The following is a 15,112-nucleotide window of genomic DNA, read 5'->3' as shown; positions in this document are numbered from 1 at the left end:
AGTTCTTCCAGAACGTTCGCTGTGATGTTGTTCTTGTTTGCATTTTCGGCATCTGAGAAGAACACAGCTGAGCGGCGTTTAGCTCAGTTGCTGCTTTACAAACTCGATCAGCTGATTTTTGCACTCTTCACGATCATATTGTCCTGAGTCAAGGACGAGCTCAGGAGCTTCCGGTTCTTCATATGGAGAATCAATGCCTGTGAAGAACGGAATTTCTCCGTTTCTTGCTTTTTTGTAGAGCCCTTTTGGATCTCTTTGTTCACAAATATCGAGGTCGCATTTAATATAAACTTCGTTAAATTCGCCTGCTTCCACAAGCTGGCGAACCTGGTCTCTGTCCTCACGGAAAGGAGAGATAAAAGCAGTAATGACAATGGTGCCCTGCTGCACAAAAAGTTTCGCTACCTCTCCGATTCGGCGGATGTTTTCTTTTCGGTCTTCATCAGAAAAACCGAGATCTTTATTTAAACCGTGGCGAATGTTGTCACCATCCAGCACAATAACTTGGTAGCCTTGCTCAAAAAGTTCTCTCGCAGCAGCATTGGCAATGGTTGATTTGCCTGATCCGCTTAAGCCCGTCAGCCAGAGAATGGAGCTTTTATGCTTGTTTTTTTGCTGATACTCTTCTTTTGTAATAGAGGCTTCATGCCATACGATATCGCGATTTGTCACTGCCAGTCCCCCTTAAGAAACGCCTGCTTCTTCTTTTTTCTTCATGCCTTTGATTAACACCTCTACAACTTCTGCGCGGCTGAATTCTGCAGGCGGCAGTACACCGTCTCTCAGCATCCCTCTCACCTTGGTGCCTGATAAAATCACGTGATGCTCTCTGCCGTGCGGGCACGTTTTCGCTGTTCCCATATTTCCGCATTTTTCGCAGAAGAAGCTGTGCTCGAATTTCAGCGGTGTAATGCCGAGTTCTTCAGGTTTAAATGTGTCAAACAGCTCCTGGGCTTCGTACGTGCCGTAATAGTCACCGACACCGGCGTGATCGCGGCCGACAATGAAATGCGTGCAGCCGTAGTTTTTTCTGACAAGCGCATGGAAAATCGCTTCTCTCGGACCGGCATAACGCATTGCAGCCAAGAAAACGCCAAGGAAGACACGGTCTTTCGGGTAATAGTTGTCAAGAAGCACTTGATAGCTTTCCATCCGGACATCAGCGGGGATGTCATCAGATTTTGTTTCGCCGACAAGCGGGTTTAAAAACAAACCGTCCACTGTCTCAAGAGCCGTTTTTTGAATATATTCATGCGCTCTGTGAACAGGATTTCTCGTTTGGAAACCGACAATTGTTTCCCAGCCTTTTTCTGCAAACTGGCGTCTTGTTTCCGTCGGTTCAAATGTAAACTCAGGGAATTGTTTGGAAGCTTTTTTAATCAGTGTGATCGGACCGCCGACATATGTATCACCGCGGCTGAACAGCTTTTTTACCCCTGGATGAGCCTGATCATCCGTTTTATACACGTTAACAGCTTCTTTTTGTTTGTCAGGCACGTATAAGTCTTCGATTTGGATAACGCCGTATGTTTCTCCGTCATACGTTAATTTTACTGTTTCGCCGACTGACAGTTCGGCTGCTTTTTGTGCATCTACCGGCAGCGTGATCGGAATAGACCATACAACGCCGGAAGCAAGACGCATGTTTTCAACAACAGATACGTAATCTTTCTCATTTAAGAAGCCTTCGATCGGGCTGTATCCGCCGATTCCGATCAATTCCAGGTCGGCAAAAGAAATCAAATCAAGTTCAATTTCTTTCTGAATGCCGCTTACCTCATATGACTCATTTACTCGGTTTACCAGTTTTCCTCCATGTGGTGCTAAGCTCATAATATTCATTTCCTCCTAGTTAACAGATAAAATAACTCAGATTAATAGTTAGATTCCCCCGCCTTGATCGTGGACAGAGCGTCTCTCTTTACGAATGGCTTTTGTCAGGCTGACGGCACCGCCTGCCGCTAAAAGCACACTTACCATGATAAAGATTGAATAATAATCCGCCTTTAAAAACATAGATACAAGCAGATAGGAGATGGATAAAGATAAAAACGGCGACACGATCCATACTTTCAGCATCGTTTGAACGACCTGTTTATGAAATACGTTTGGTCCGTTTTTCGCCATGCCTATTCCGATAATAGACGATGACGTTACTTGCGCCAAGGGCACCGGCATTCCAAATATAGAACTGATGATCACCAGCCCTGCTCCTGTTCCGGATAGGAGAATGCCTTCCCCTTTTGAAAACCGCGTGATTTTCTTCCCGTTTGTTTCTAACACCCTGCGGCCTAATATCAGTGCGCCCAGGGCTACAAAAACTCCCCCATACAGGGTTCCTTTCGCTACATCCAGTACGCCGGCAGCCACTAACGGTCCAACAGCATTCGCTACATTGTTCATGCCCGCAGAAAATGCTTCAAAAAAACCAGCGCATAGCAAAAGGATGCCAAGGATGTTTTGTTTACGGGAAGACGTAATTTCGATTTTAAAATAACGAAACAGCTTTGCTACAAAAAATGTAAAACCAAAAGCGAACAGCGGAACGAAAATCCAAAATGAAACAATAATCAGAAGATTGTTTACAAACAATACTTTGTACGCAACGCCCACACCGACAACCGCCCCGACCGTGACTTCACTTGTCGATAAAGGAATGCCGAGCAGATTAGCTGTAAAAAGCGACAGTGCAGCAGCCCCGATAATGATGCAAACAATCGTCAGCGTGATCGTCTGTTCCGGGATAATCCCAGAGCTGATGGTTTTCACAACTTCGCCCCCGCCAATGACAGCCCCGGCCAGAACACCAACGGCACATATGATCAAAGCGTAGGTTTTCTTTTTGATGGCCCCAGAGCCGTAAGCAACTCCCATTGAAGCTGCAGCGCCGCTTGCGCCAATATTCACTGCGAAAAACAAGCTAAATAAAATAGCGGCTAATTCCATTTTGCAGCTCCTTATTCATGCAGTCCGCATTCTGTTTTCGCCATACCGTTCCATCTGCCTGAGCGCAAGTCCTCTGCGGTAAATGCAGGTGACGTACAAGGCGCGCAGCCGATACTTGGATACCCTTGATCGTGGAGCGGATTGTAGTCCAGCTCATTCCGAGAGGTGTATCTCCAAATGTCTTTCCAAGTCCAATGGATAAGCGGGCAAACTTTTACTGATTTGAATTTCTCATCTTTGTTTAAGAAATTCGTATTGGCACGGCTTGGCCCTTGGTCGCGGCGCAGGCCGGAAAGCCATGCCGGGTGGCCGGAAAGCGCCTCTCTTAAAGGAACGATCTTTCTGAGATAGCAGCATTGGTTCGGCTCTCTTTCCCACAGTTTATCACCATGTTCTTCCGCCTGTTCCTCAAGAGTAAGGTTCGGTTTCTTCAGGATGATATTGAGGCCGGGATAGCGCTCTTTCACGCGTTCTATCGTTTCATAGGTTTCTTTAAAATGAAGCCCTGTATCGAGAAATACAATCTCTGCGTCTTTTTTCACTTTATAGATTAAGTCAATCAGAACGATTCCTTCAATTCCGAAACTGCAGGCATAAACAAGCTGATTGCCGTAATGGCCGTAAGCCCATTTTAAAACTGACAGCGCCCCTTTATAAGGATCGTCCTCCGGAAATGTAATCGTTGGTTCTTCCCAATTATCGTACGTTAACATTTCTTCTTTCCTCCTTTCGGAGACAAACAAACAGTAGCTTTCTGCCGGTTGTCTTTCCCAATTGTAATGTGATGCGGCTGCTGTTATCTCCGTAAACAGCCCCTCTTAAAATAAAAAACTTTCAATCCGGCGGAAAGAAAGACAGGAACTGCATGTAGCCCTTATCTTTCAAAATGGAATACATTTTGCTGGAAGTAGCACCTTACACATTGTGCAGGTTGCCGGGCTTCATAGGACCAGTCCCTCAGCCGCTCTTGATAAGTTTTTCAGATTTGTAGTAAATTTTAGCACAATTCTAACATAAGTCAACCCGAGTTTTTTTATAGGATTAATAAAAAAACAGACCCAAGGGCCTGTTTTCAATCATGGCAAGGCATTAAAGCCCTTCACAATACTGAAATTTATTTTTTAATTTTTAAACCAATCTTTTGACTCGGGATTCATTTTCCATGTTTGCAGCTTCTTCAGGTCATCTGAATGAATATTTCCATTCTCAAGTGCAACCTCTGTCAGTGTGTCATAATCAGTTAACGAGTAGTATGGAAGACCAGCCTCAGCAAACGCTTCCTGCGCTTTAGGAAGTCCATACGTAAAGATTGATACCACACCAAGCACTTCACAGCCAGCGGTTTTCAGAGCTGCTGCAGCTTCGAGTACACTGCCCCCTGTGGAAATTAAATCTTCTATGACAACTGTTTTTTGGCCTTTTTGAACTGCACCTTCAATTTGATTGCCTTTTCCATGTGCTTTCGGTTTGCTTCTCACATAACACATCGGCAGGTTCAAACGGTCAGCCGCCAATGCCGCATGAGGGATACCTGCTGTCGCTGTTCCTGCGATCATCTCAGCTTCCGGGAAATACTCCTGGATAAGCTTGCTGATGCCTGCAGCAACATCATTTCTTACCTCTGGGAAAGAAAGGGTAAGGCGATTGTCACAGTAAATTGGCGATAATATGCCGCTCGCCCATGTAAACGGCTCATTCGGGCGTAAAAATACAGCTTGAATGTCTAATAGATGTTTTGCGATGATTTGTTTCATTGTTTGATTCCCTCCCATTCGAGTTTGACAGCTTCATAGGCTTTTAGCGGATTTGCAGCTTTTGTAATAGAGCGTCCCACAACAATTGCTGATGACCCTTTTTCTCTTGCTATAGAAGGCGTTGCAACGCGGACTTGATCATTCGCAGTGTCTGCTGACATACGGATACCCGGGGTCACCGTCAAAAACGACGGCGACACTGCTTCGTAAATGGCTTTTGCTTCATGAACAGAGCACACCACTCCATCAAGTCCGCTATTCTCCGCCAGTTTGCTGTAATGCACAACCGTGTCGATGAGAGGCTTTCTGATGAGCAGCTCATCCTTCACCATTTGTTCAGATGTGCTTGTCAGCTGGGTTACCGCAATAAGTGACGGACGTTGTTTTCCTGCTGGCGTGCCTTCCTCTAAGCCTTCCAGGGCTGCTTCCATCATTTTTTTGCCTCCGGCTGCGTGAACATTGACGAGATCGACTCCAAGGCAGGCGAGACGCTTCATTGCTTTATTCACCGTGGTCGGAATGTCATGGAGCTTTAAATCTAAAAAGACCTCACAGTTTCTTTCTTTTAATTGTGCAATGATAGCCGGGCCTTCTTGATAAAAAAGCTCCATTCCAACCTTCACAAATAACGGTTCTTTGTGAAAAGGCGCTAAAAATGACAGTGTTTCTTCAGCTGATGCAAAATCAAGCGCGATGATGGGCAGGTTGTTTTTCATGCTTCCAGCTCCTTCCGATGCATTCTTCAACAGATTCATAGCCGTATTGGCGTAAAACAGCTGGGAGCTGCTCAATGATGTCAGGGCATGCGAAAGGATTCACGAAATTTGCTGTTCCGACAGCGACCGCACTTGCTCCAGCCAGAAGAAATTCCAATGCGTCTTCGGCCGTCTGAACGCCTCCCATCCCGATAACCGGAATGCTGACAGCCTGGCTGACCTCATACACCATGCGGATCGCAACAGGCTTTACAGCAGGACCCGAAAGCCCTCCAGTTTTATTGGCTAATATTGGCTTGCCTGATTTTAAATCGAGCCTCATGCCGATTAATGTGTTGATCATCGTTAGACCATCCGCACCCGCTTCTTCAATCGCTACCGCAATTTCTGTGATGTTTGCCACATTCGGAGAAAGCTTCACATATACAGGCACATCTGACACTTTTTTAACAGCCTTCGTCAAATCAGCAGCCATGGCAGGATTTGTGCCAAAAGCAATTCCGCCTGTTTTGACGTTCGGACAGGAAATGTTCAATTCAAGCGCATGGACATTAGGCGCTTTGCTGATAAGTTCTGCGACTTCAACATAATCCTCGACCTGTGAGCCGGCGACATTGGCAATAATAGGCGTATCAAATTGCTCAAGCCATGGCAGCTCATTTTCTAAGACGCTTTCCAGCCCTGGATTTTGCAGACCGATCGCATTGAGCATACCAGCGCCAGTCTCAGCTACCCTAGGCGTCGGATTCCCGAAGCGGGGCTCCTTTGTCGTAGCTTTGATCATGATTGCTCCGAGACAAGACAAATCATAAAAACGCGCAAACTCTTTTCCAAAACCGAAGCAGCCTGATGCGGGAATGATCGGATTTTTCAAATCCAGACCCGGCAATTTCACCTCTAGCATTACAGCGCCACCTCCTGAGCTTTAAATACAGGTCCGTCAAGACATACCTTTACATAGGATGTCTCACTTTCGTTTGTATGGCACACACAGGCGAAGCATGCACCAATACCGCAGCCCATTCGTTCTTCCATGGAAATGTAAACCTCTTTGTGGGCGTATTCTTGTTTGAGCGCCTTTAGCATCGGTGTCGGCCCGCAGCTGAGGAGAATGTCAAATTCAAGATTTTTTTGTTTAATGACATCTGTGACAAACCCGGTTTCCCCGTAGCTTCCGTCAGCTGTTGCTACATATGTGTCGCCGTACTGTCGGCATTCTTTTTCGTAAAAAACATCCTTTGCCGATTGGAATCCTAAAACGTGTATGACCTTTACGCCTTTTTCCTTTAAACGTTTCGACAGTTCTTGGAGAGGCGGGACTCCTACACCGCCTCCTACCAGCAAAGCCGTCTTTCCGGGTTGGACTTCATCTACTGGAAAGCCATTGCCCAAAGGCCCGAGGACATCTACGAGATCTCCCTTCTGCTTCAGCGACAAGAGTCTTGTTCCTTCCCCATCTACTCGATAAATCATGGTGACTTCATTTTTTTCAAAGTTAACATCAGCAATGCTGATTGGTCTTCGCAAAAGAGGCGTAACCGCTTCGCTCACTTTCAGGTGAAGGAACTGTCCCGGGACAGTAAACCCTTGGACAAGCTCCCCTTTTAGAACCATTTGATACACCCGGTCTGCAATTTGCTGGTTAGCACACACCGTCAAATACGCTTTTTTCATATAGTGATTGCCGCCTCCTGATTTGTGTTGATTGCCGGCATTTGATCGGCACGGAACGTCATGCTTTCCAGCACCCGCAAAATGGCTTCTGCCGTATCTAAAGATGTTAAGCAGGCAACACCGTTTTCTACTGATTCACGTCTGATTCTAAATCCGTCTCTTGCCGGCTGCTTTCCTTTTGTCAGCGTATTGATGACAAACTGGGCTTCTCCGTTTCTGATCACATCAAGCAAGTTCGGGCCGTCCTGGCCGATTTTTCCGACGACCTTCGCTGGAATTGACGCTTCCTTGAGATACCCGGCCGTTCCTTCGGTCGCTAAAATGTTATACCCGATTGCATGGAATCGTTTAGCGATGGCAAGCCCTTCTTCTTTGTCCTTATCAGCCACTGTTAAAAGCACGGAACCGTAGTTAGGAATTTGAATTCCTGAAGCTATCAGCGCTTTATAGAGCGCCTTTTCAAGGGTGGAATCTTTGCCCATGACCTCACCTGTTGATTTCATTTCAGGCCCTAACGTAATGTCCACTCTTCTCAGCTTCGCGAAGGAGAAGACCGGCGCTTTTACAAATACACCCTGCTGTTCAGGCTGCAGGCCTTCATTGTAGCCAAACTCAGCCAGCTTTTGCCCCAGAATGACTTTTGTCGCGAGGTTCGCCATCGGGATGCCCGTGATCTTGCTTAAGAACGGCACCGTTCTGCTTGATCTCGGATTGACTTCAAGCACGTATACTTCACCTTTTGACAGGACGAATTGAATGTTGAGCAAGCCGACAATGTTCAGCCCTTTCGCAAGTGCGATTGTATATTGTTCAATTTTTTTCTTAATGTCTTCCGTCAGAGACTGCGGCGGATAGACCGCGATGGAGTCTCCGGAGTGCACGCCCGCACGCTCAATGTGCTCCATGATTCCCGGAATGACAACGGTTTGGCCGTCAGACACCGCATCCACTTCGATTTCTTTCCCAGTCAGATATCTGTCAATTAAGACTGGATGCTGCGGATTGATTTTGACTGCGTTTTTCATGTAATGGAGCAGCTCTTCCTCATGATAGACAATTTCCATCGCCCGTCCGCCAAGCACATATGAAGGGCGCACCAGTACCGGATATCCGATGTTGCTTGCGATGTTTACCGCCTGATCAACCGATGTCGCAGTTTTGCCAAGCGGCTGCGGCACTTGAAGTTCTTCCAGCGCCTGTTCAAACTTATCCCGGTCTTCCGCACGGTCTAAATCTTCTAATGACGTTCCAAGGATTTTGACTCCGCGTGCAGAAAGTTCGTCAGCAAGGTTGATTGCAGTTTGTCCGCCAAATTGCACGACAACGCCCATCGGCTGTTCGAGGTCAATGATATGCATGACATCTTCGATCGTAAGCGGTTCAAAGTACAGCTTGTCTGAGATACTGAAATCGGTCGACACGGTTTCCGGGTTATTATTGACGATAATTGCCTCATAGCCTGCTTGTTTAATTGCCCACACGGAGTGAACCGTAGCGTAGTCAAATTCAACCCCTTGGCCGATTCGAATCGGGCCGGAGCCAAGTACGATCACGCTTTTCTTATCTGTAACAACAGATTCATTTTCTTCTTCATATGTGCTGTAGAAGTATGGCGTTTCTGATTCGAATTCCGCCGCGCACGTATCCACCATTTTAAATACCGGTGCGATTCCCGCTTGTATTCTCATGCTGTAAAGCTCAGATTCTTTCATTTTCCACTCGCGGCTGATGTACTTATCAGAAAATCCGAGTTCTTTTGCCTGTCTCAGCACATCTGTATCGCCCGCATTTGCTTTCAGCTCTTTTTCAAACTGAACGATTCCGAACAGCTTATGCAGGAAAAAGAGGTCGATGGCAGAGAATTCATGAAGCTGCTCAACTGTGTAGCCCCTTCTGTACGCTTCAGCCAGGTAGAATAAACGCTCGTCTCCGGCTTTTTTAATCCGCTTCTCGAGAAGCTCATCTGAAATATCAGCGGCATCTTTTAATTCAAGATGATACACATCAGCTTCCAGTGAACGCACAGCTTTCAGCAGCGATTCTTCAAGCGTGCGGCCAATCGCCATTACCTCTCCCGTCGCTTTCATCTGAGTGCCGAGCCTTCTGTTTGCTGATTCAAACTTATCAAATGGCCAGCGCGGTATTTTAGATACGACATAGTCCAGCGCTGGTTCAAACGCTGCGTATGTCTTACCTGTCACCGGATTCATCATCTCGTCTAATGAAAGGCCGACGGCGATTTTAGCTGCGAGCTTTGCGATCGGATAGCCTGTCGCTTTTGATGCAAGGGCAGATGAACGACTGACACGCGGGTTCACTTCAATGATGTAGTATTGGAAGCTGTCTGGATCTAAAGCGAGCTGTACGTTACATCCGCCTTCAATTCCAAGCGCACGGATCAGTTTTAAAGATACATTCCGCAGGAGCTGATATTCCCGGTCGCTGAGCGTTTGGCTCGGTGCGACGACAATACTGTCTCCTGTATGGATTCCGACCGGATCAATGTTCTCCATATTACAAACGACAATCGCATGATCTTGGCTGTCTCTCATGACTTCGTATTCGATTTCTTTGTAGCCGGCAATGCTTTTTTCAAGCAAACATTGGTGAACCGGGCTTAATTTTAAGCCGTTTTCAACAATTTCTTTCAGCTCGGCTTCAGTGGAGCAAATCCCTCCGCCTGTGCCGCCTAATGTATATGCAGGGCGGACAATGACAGGAAATCCGATTTGGCTGACGAAATTCTCGGCTTCTTCTAGCGAGTGAATGATCTCACTTTCAGGGACGGGTTCATTCAGCTCATTCATTAATGTTCTGAACAAGTCACGGTCCTCAGCTTGCTGGATTGCAGACAGCTTTGTGCCGAGCACCTCAACGCCGCACTCCTCCAGCACACCTTGCTCAGAAAGCTCAACCGCAAGATTCAAGCCTGTTTGCCCGCCGAGTGTAGGAAGAATGGCGTCAGGACGCTCTTTTCTGATGATCCGTGTCAGAAATTCAGATGTCAGCGGTTCGATGTAAACCCGGTCAGCCATTTCTGTATCGGTCATGATCGTCGCCGGGTTTGAGTTGACAAGAATAACCTCATAGCCTTCTTCTTTTAATGCAAGGCAGGCTTGAGTTCCCCCATAATCAAATTCAGCTGCCTGACCGATGATAATTGGTCCTGACCCAATTACTAAAATTTTGTTAATGTCTACGCGTTTTGGCATACCGCTTCCCCTTCTTTCTCTGTTGTTTCGATCATTTCGATAAATCTGTCAAATAGATGATTAGCGTCCTCAGGACCGGGTGATGCTTCCGGATGATATTGAACCGTAAATGCCGGCAGTGTTTTGTGTTTCAGCCCTTCAATCGTATCGTCGTTTATCGCGATGTGTGTGACTTCAAGCTCTGTTTCATTGATAGATGAAACTGTATAGCCATGGTTTTGGGATGTTAAGGCAACTTTTCCGGTTGCAAGCTCTTTTACCGGATGGTTAGAGCCCCTGTGACCGAATTTCATTTTTTCAGTATCGGCTCCGCACGCCAGCGCAAATAACTGGTGGCCGAGACAAATTCCGAATAATGGCACTTTTCCAAGAACACCTTTTATCATTTCAATTGCTTCAGGCACATCTTTCGGGTCGCCAGGTCCGTTAGAAAGCATGATGCCGTCTGGCTTCAGTTGAAGGACTTCTTCTGCTGTTACATTGTAAGGCACAACAATGACGTCACATTTCCGTTTGTTCAGCTCTCTTAAAATGCCGTGCTTCATGCCAAAGTCCACCAAGACAATGCGTTTGCCTCTTCCCGGACTAGGATATGCTGTTTTGGCTGACACTTGGGATACTTGATTTCTCGGCAGTTCAGTTTCGTTCAGTCTTTTCAGTACTGCTTCGATATCTTCATCAGGTGAGGCAAACGTTCCTTTTAGCGCGCCTGCCGTGCGGATCATTCTCGTCAGCTTTCTCGTATCAATTCCTTGCAGTCCCGGAATGTTTTTCATTTTTAAATACTCATCCAATGTGTAAGCTGAACGCCAGTTGGAAGGCAGTTCACATAATTCTTTTACAATCAATCCTTTAACAAAAGGCGTAATGGATTCAAAGTCATCACGGTTAATGCCGTAATTTCCGATAAGCGGATATGTTAACGTAACGATCTGCCCGCAATAAGAAGGGTCTGACAAAATTTCCTGATAACCAGTCATACCGGTATTGAAAACGACTTCTCCCATGCTGTGCTCCAAGCTCCCGAAGGCTTTCCCCTCAAATACCGCTCCGTTTTCCAGTACTAATCGTCTTTTCATTTCACAAGTCTCCCTTCTTCATAAGCAAGCGTTCCTGCTGCAATTGTAGCGACTGGCCAGCCGCTGCAGTTAAGGCCGTTAAATGGTGTGTTTTTACCTTTAGATAAGAATGTTTCTTTGTCTATCACTGCTTCTCTTTCCAGGTCGATTAACGTGATGTCAGCTGCTTGTCCCGTTTTCAGTGTTCCATATGGGAGACCAAACGCTTCGCAAGGCTTGATTGTCATATAATCAATCAGCTGTTTCAGCGTCCAGCTGCCGTTTTTAACAAAATGTGTGTAAAGAAGCGGGAACGCTGTTTCCAAACCGACAATTCCGAACGGCGCCAGCTTCATTTCTGTGTTTTTCTCTTCTTCTGTATGCGGCGCGTGGTCGGTTGCTATAAAGTCGATCGTTCCGTCTAAAAGTCCTTCAATCAGCGCTTCTCTATCCTCCGCACCGCGCAGCGGCGGGTTCATTTTATAGTTTGTGTCGAGCCCGGGAATGTCTTCTTCACAAAGCAGTAAATGGTGAGGTGAAACTTCTGCTGTGACCCGAATTCCCGCTTTTTTCGCATCACGCACGACTCTCACAGATTCTTTCGTGCTGATATGGCATACATGGTAATGGCAGTTTGCCGCCTCAGCCAGTAACACGTCACGGGCAATATGAACCGATTCACACACAGAAGGAATGCCGTTAAGCCCGTTCGCTTTTGAAAACGTCCCCTCATGGACGCTGCCTCCGTAAATTAAGGAGTTATCCTCGCAATGTGCGACAATCGCTTTGTCAATCGCGGCTGCGCGTTTCATTGCTTCATACATCATTCCTGCTGTCTGTATACCGACGCCGTCATCTGTAAATGCAAATGCCCCAGCTTCTTTTAATGCTTCAAAGTTTGTCATCTCATCGCCAATTTGTCTGATCGTAATAGATGCATAAGGAAGGACTCTGACGCATGATGTTTCTTTAATGCGGCTTTGCACCCATTCCATCTGCTCCTTCGTATCAGGAACCGGCCGTGTATTCGGCATGGCTGCTACTGTTGTATAACCGCCGCGTGCCGCCGCTTTTGCGCCGGTTTCAATGGTTTCTTTTTTCTCTCCGCCAGGCTCTCTAAAGTGTACATGGAGGTCAACAAAGCCCGGTGAAACGAGCAATCCTTTCGCGTCAATAACCGTTTCTCCATCTGCTGCATCAAGCTTGCCGATTTCTGAGATGACCTCTCCTGTCACCCGAATATCCTGTTCTGTTTTTTCACCATTTTCGTTAAGTATCCAGCCGTTTTTAATGAGATATGACATACGCTGCTTCTCCTCTTTTCGCATTGGTTTGTAAGGCTCGCTGTAACACTGCCATTCTGATAAATACGCCATTTTGCATTTGTTTGAAGATTCTTGATTTTTCACTTTCTACTAAGCTGTGATCAATCTCCACTCCTCTGTTCACAGGCGCCGGGTGCATAATAATCGCATGCTGCTTCATACGTTCAGCCCGTTCTACAGTCAAGCCGAATTCATTTAAATAGCCTTCCTGGCTGACAGCTGACTGATGTCTTTCATTTTGAATACGCAGCAGCATGACAACATCCGAAGTCTCTACTGCTTCATCTATTGAGACATACGCGCCAAACGTATTTTCTTCATCCTGCCATTCCGGCGGACCGGAAAACAGAACGCGGGCACCAAGTCTTGTTAACACTTCAGCATTAGACCTCGCGACTCTGCTGTGCTTAATGTCGCCGTGAATGGAGACGGTAAGGCCTTTGAACGTATTGAATTCTTCATTGATTGTCATTAAATCAAGCAATGATTGTGTTGGGTGCTGGCCGCACCCGTCTCCCGCATTCAGAATCGGGATATTTACATGTCCGACAAGCTCTTTGTAGTACTCATCCTCACTGTGTCTGATGACACACGCGTCAACACCGATTGATTCGAGCGTTCGAATTGTGTCATATAAGGTTTCGCCTTTTTGTACGCTGGTGCTTGTTCCGTCAAGATTCAGGACATTCATGCCCAGTTTCTTTTCAGCTACCTCAAAGCTGAATCGTGTTCTCGTGCTTGGTTCAAAAAACAGATTCGCTGCAAATTTACCTGTCAGCTGATGGTCTGTTTTTCCGTTTTTAAGGTCTTGAGCAGTTTGAAGCAAATCTTTGATTTCCCCAGTGCTGAGTTCACTCATCGTCGTTAAATGCTTCATTTTCTTTCTCCTCTCATTTCAACTTGTTTAAGGCTGAAAAAACCCCGGTCTTGGATAGACTCGGGGTACGGTTAAATAGAGGAGCAGCGTGAAGCTTTCTTCTCTTTATAACCCTTCCAAGCCTCTCTGGACTTTCATTAAAAGGTTTAAATATGATGTTGTTCGGATGTGTCTGCCTGCTCTTCCTTTGCTTGCGGAAGAATCAGGTTTAAGATGACACCTACAATTGCCGCAAGCGCCATGCCTGACACTTGGAATCCTCCTTCAGACACCTGAATAAAAGCGCCACCTACGCCGATTACAAGGATGACTGATGTGATGATGAGGTTTCTGTTATTTTCATAATCAATTTTGTTGTCAATCAGCATTCTCAAGCCGCTTGAAGCGATGATGCCGAACAGCAGGAAGGAAACGCCTCCCATAACCGCTGACGGGACTGAACTGATAAGCGCAGATATTTTGCCGATGAAGCCGAAGCAAAGGGCAATCACTGCCGCGCCTCCGATAACAAAGACGCTGAACACTCTCGTAATGGCCAGTACGCCAATGTTTTCTCCATAAGTTGTTGTAGGCGGGCCGCCAATCAAGGAAGCAAGGATTGTGGCCGCGCTGTCGCCCATTATCGAGCGATGGAGACCCGGTTTTTTAATGAAGTCTTGTCCTACAACTTTGCTCAGCACCATCTGGTGGCCGATATGCTCTGACATGGTAACAAATGCGACAGGGACCATTGCTGCGGCGATGCCAAGTGTCACTGACGGCGTATAATCTTTAAACGGGATGATAAATTCAGGGATTGCAAACCATTTCGCGTCAAGCACCGGCTGAAAGTTGACAATTCCTTGAGTCAAGGCAAACAAGTATCCGCCGATGATTCCGATCAAGACCGGGATTAAGCTTAAGAAGCCACGCAAGAAAATCGCACAAATGATCGTGATCGCTAAAGTGACACCTGCAACACTGAAATGTTTTAAGCTGTAAACCAGCTCACTTGCATTCGGATCAGCATACATGGCCATATTTACCGCTGTGCCGGCCAGACCCAGTCCAATGACGATAATAACCGGACCTACGACGACAGGCGGGAGAAGCTTCATCAGCCAGCCTGTTCCGAGCTGTCTGATCAGCAAGGCAATCAGCCCGTACACAAGCCCTGCCAGAAACGCACCAACCATTGCCGCTCCGGGTCCGCCGGTCGCTTTTACCAAGATGATCGGAGAAATAAAGGCAAAGGATGAACCGAGATACGCTGGTATTTGTCCTTTCATGATCAGAAGGTAAGCAAGTGTTCCGATACCGCTCGTCACCAATGCAACAGCAGGACTCATTCCGACCAGCTTCGGAACCAAAATCGTTGAGCCAAACATCGCAAATAAATGCTGCAGGCTGAACGAAACCCAAGAGAAAGGTTTCGGGATTTCCCTGACTCCTAAATTAACTTTTTTCTTACTCATGATGATTTTCCCCCTGATTGATGACTTTTCCTATTAGGATGACTTAATAACTGTATAAAAAAACCTCTTTGCTGTTTTTACGCAAAGAGGCATACA

At 46.5% G+C, this 15,112-nt stretch carries 13 protein-coding genes and 1 riboswitch; all 13 genes read right to left on the bottom strand.

The window, feature by feature from the left end:
* Positions 1-78: 78 nt before the first annotated feature.
* Positions 79-672, bottom strand: a complete 594-nt coding sequence (gene cysC, locus NYE43_RS08430) for an adenylyl-sulfate kinase (protein WP_010334195.1) — start codon at positions 670-672, stop codon at positions 79-81.
* 12 nt (positions 673-684) lie between these two features.
* Positions 685-1,833, bottom strand: coding sequence for a sulfate adenylyltransferase (gene sat, locus NYE43_RS08425; protein ID WP_024121349.1), 1,149 nt, complete (start codon positions 1,831-1,833; stop codon positions 685-687).
* 48 nt (positions 1,834-1,881) lie between these two features.
* Complete coding sequence (gene cysP, locus NYE43_RS08420) at positions 1,882-2,946, bottom strand: sulfate permease (protein ID WP_044155948.1); 1,065 nt, start codon at positions 2,944-2,946, stop codon at positions 1,882-1,884.
* Positions 2,947-2,957: 11 nt separating this feature from the next.
* Positions 2,958-3,659 carry a phosphoadenylyl-sulfate reductase gene (locus tag NYE43_RS08415; RefSeq protein ID WP_024121347.1) on the bottom strand — a complete coding sequence of 234 codons (702 nt, stop codon included), beginning with the start codon at positions 3,657-3,659 and terminating at the stop codon, positions 2,958-2,960.
* 158 nt (positions 3,660-3,817) lie between these two features.
* A riboswitch (SAM riboswitch) is annotated at positions 3,818-3,923 on the bottom strand.
* Positions 3,924-4,067: 144 nt separating this feature from the next.
* Entirely contained in the window at positions 4,068-4,700 is a 633-nt protein-coding gene (gene pyrE / locus NYE43_RS08410; protein ID WP_024121346.1) for an orotate phosphoribosyltransferase, read from the bottom strand.
* Positions 4,697-5,416, bottom strand: a complete 720-nt coding sequence (gene pyrF / locus NYE43_RS08405) for an orotidine-5'-phosphate decarboxylase (protein ID WP_024121345.1) — start codon at positions 5,414-5,416, stop codon at positions 4,697-4,699. The genes pyrE and pyrF overlap by 4 nt, the downstream gene beginning before the upstream one ends.
* Positions 5,385-6,320, bottom strand: coding sequence for a dihydroorotate dehydrogenase (locus NYE43_RS08400; RefSeq protein WP_024121344.1), 936 nt, complete (start codon positions 6,318-6,320; stop codon positions 5,385-5,387). The genes pyrF and NYE43_RS08400 overlap by 32 nt, the downstream gene beginning before the upstream one ends.
* Positions 6,320-7,090 (bottom strand): dihydroorotate oxidase B electron transfer subunit, encoded by a 771-nt coding sequence (gene pyrK, locus NYE43_RS08395; RefSeq protein ID WP_024121343.1) that lies wholly within the window; start codon positions 7,088-7,090, stop codon positions 6,320-6,322. The genes NYE43_RS08400 and pyrK overlap by 1 nt, the downstream gene beginning before the upstream one ends.
* The gene (carB, locus tag NYE43_RS08390) at positions 7,087-10,302 is read right to left on the bottom strand and encodes a carbamoyl-phosphate synthase (glutamine-hydrolyzing) large subunit (protein WP_341061564.1); all 3,216 of its coding nucleotides are present in this window, start codon (positions 10,300-10,302) and stop codon (positions 7,087-7,089) included. Before carB ends, pyrK begins: the two co-directional genes overlap by 4 nt.
* Positions 10,287-11,381, bottom strand: a complete 1,095-nt coding sequence (locus NYE43_RS08385; RefSeq protein WP_059352883.1) for a carbamoyl phosphate synthase small subunit — start codon at positions 11,379-11,381, stop codon at positions 10,287-10,289. The genes carB and NYE43_RS08385 overlap by 16 nt, the downstream gene beginning before the upstream one ends.
* Positions 11,378-12,664 (bottom strand): dihydroorotase, encoded by a 1,287-nt coding sequence (locus NYE43_RS08380; protein ID WP_198097466.1) that lies wholly within the window; start codon positions 12,662-12,664, stop codon positions 11,378-11,380. The genes NYE43_RS08385 and NYE43_RS08380 overlap by 4 nt, the downstream gene beginning before the upstream one ends.
* Positions 12,648-13,562: an aspartate carbamoyltransferase catalytic subunit gene (locus NYE43_RS08375; RefSeq protein WP_216394497.1), complete on the bottom strand. Its 915-nt coding sequence runs from the start codon at positions 13,560-13,562 to the stop codon at positions 12,648-12,650. The genes NYE43_RS08380 and NYE43_RS08375 overlap by 17 nt, the downstream gene beginning before the upstream one ends.
* Positions 13,563-13,708: 146 nt before the next feature.
* A complete protein-coding gene (gene pyrP / locus NYE43_RS08370; protein WP_341061560.1) occupies positions 13,709-15,016 on the bottom strand; it encodes a uracil permease PyrP in 1,308 nt (435 codons plus the stop codon).
* Between the last annotated feature and the right edge of the window lie 96 nt (positions 15,017-15,112).

The sequence above is a fragment of the Bacillus sp. FSL R5-0434 genome, assembly GCF_038004745.1.
GTDB lineage: Bacteria > Bacillota > Bacilli > Bacillales > Bacillaceae > Bacillus > Bacillus halotolerans.
Note: the sequence above shows the minus strand (reverse complement) of the source record. Positions and strands in the feature narration are given on the sequence as shown.

Bases quoted from the DNA above. Each gene is read 5' to 3' on its own strand.
- pyrP (WP_341061560.1), bottom strand. From the start codon at position 15,016: ATGAGTAAGAAAAAAGTTAATTTAGGAGTCAGGGAAATCCCGAAACCT.
- NYE43_RS08415 (WP_024121347.1), bottom strand. From the start codon at position 3,659: ATGTTAACGTACGATAATTGGGAAGAACCAACGATTACATTTCCGGAG.
- NYE43_RS08380 (WP_198097466.1), bottom strand. From the start codon at position 12,664: ATGTCATATCTCATTAAAAACGGCTGGATACTTAACGAAAATGGTGAA.
- pyrK (WP_024121343.1), bottom strand. From the start codon at position 7,090: ATGAAAAAAGCGTATTTGACGGTGTGTGCTAACCAGCAAATTGCAGAC.
- NYE43_RS08400 (WP_024121344.1), bottom strand. From the start codon at position 6,320: ATGCTAGAGGTGAAATTGCCGGGTCTGGATTTGAAAAATCCGATCATT.
- pyrE (WP_024121346.1), bottom strand. From the start codon at position 4,700: ATGAAACAAATCATCGCAAAACATCTATTAGACATTCAAGCTGTATTT.
- pyrF (WP_024121345.1), bottom strand. From the start codon at position 5,416: ATGAAAAACAACCTGCCCATCATCGCGCTTGATTTTGCATCAGCTGAA.
- carB (WP_341061564.1), bottom strand. From the start codon at position 10,302: ATGCCAAAACGCGTAGACATTAACAAAATTTTAGTAATTGGGTCAGGA.
- sat (WP_024121349.1), bottom strand. From the start codon at position 1,833: ATGAGCTTAGCACCACATGGAGGAAAACTGGTAAACCGAGTAAATGAG.
- NYE43_RS08385 (WP_059352883.1), bottom strand. From the start codon at position 11,381: ATGAAAAGACGATTAGTACTGGAAAACGGAGCGGTATTTGAGGGGAAA.
- cysP (WP_044155948.1), bottom strand. From the start codon at position 2,946: ATGGAATTAGCCGCTATTTTATTTAGCTTGTTTTTCGCAGTGAATATT.
- NYE43_RS08375 (WP_216394497.1), bottom strand. From the start codon at position 13,562: ATGAAGCATTTAACGACGATGAGTGAACTCAGCACTGGGGAAATCAAA.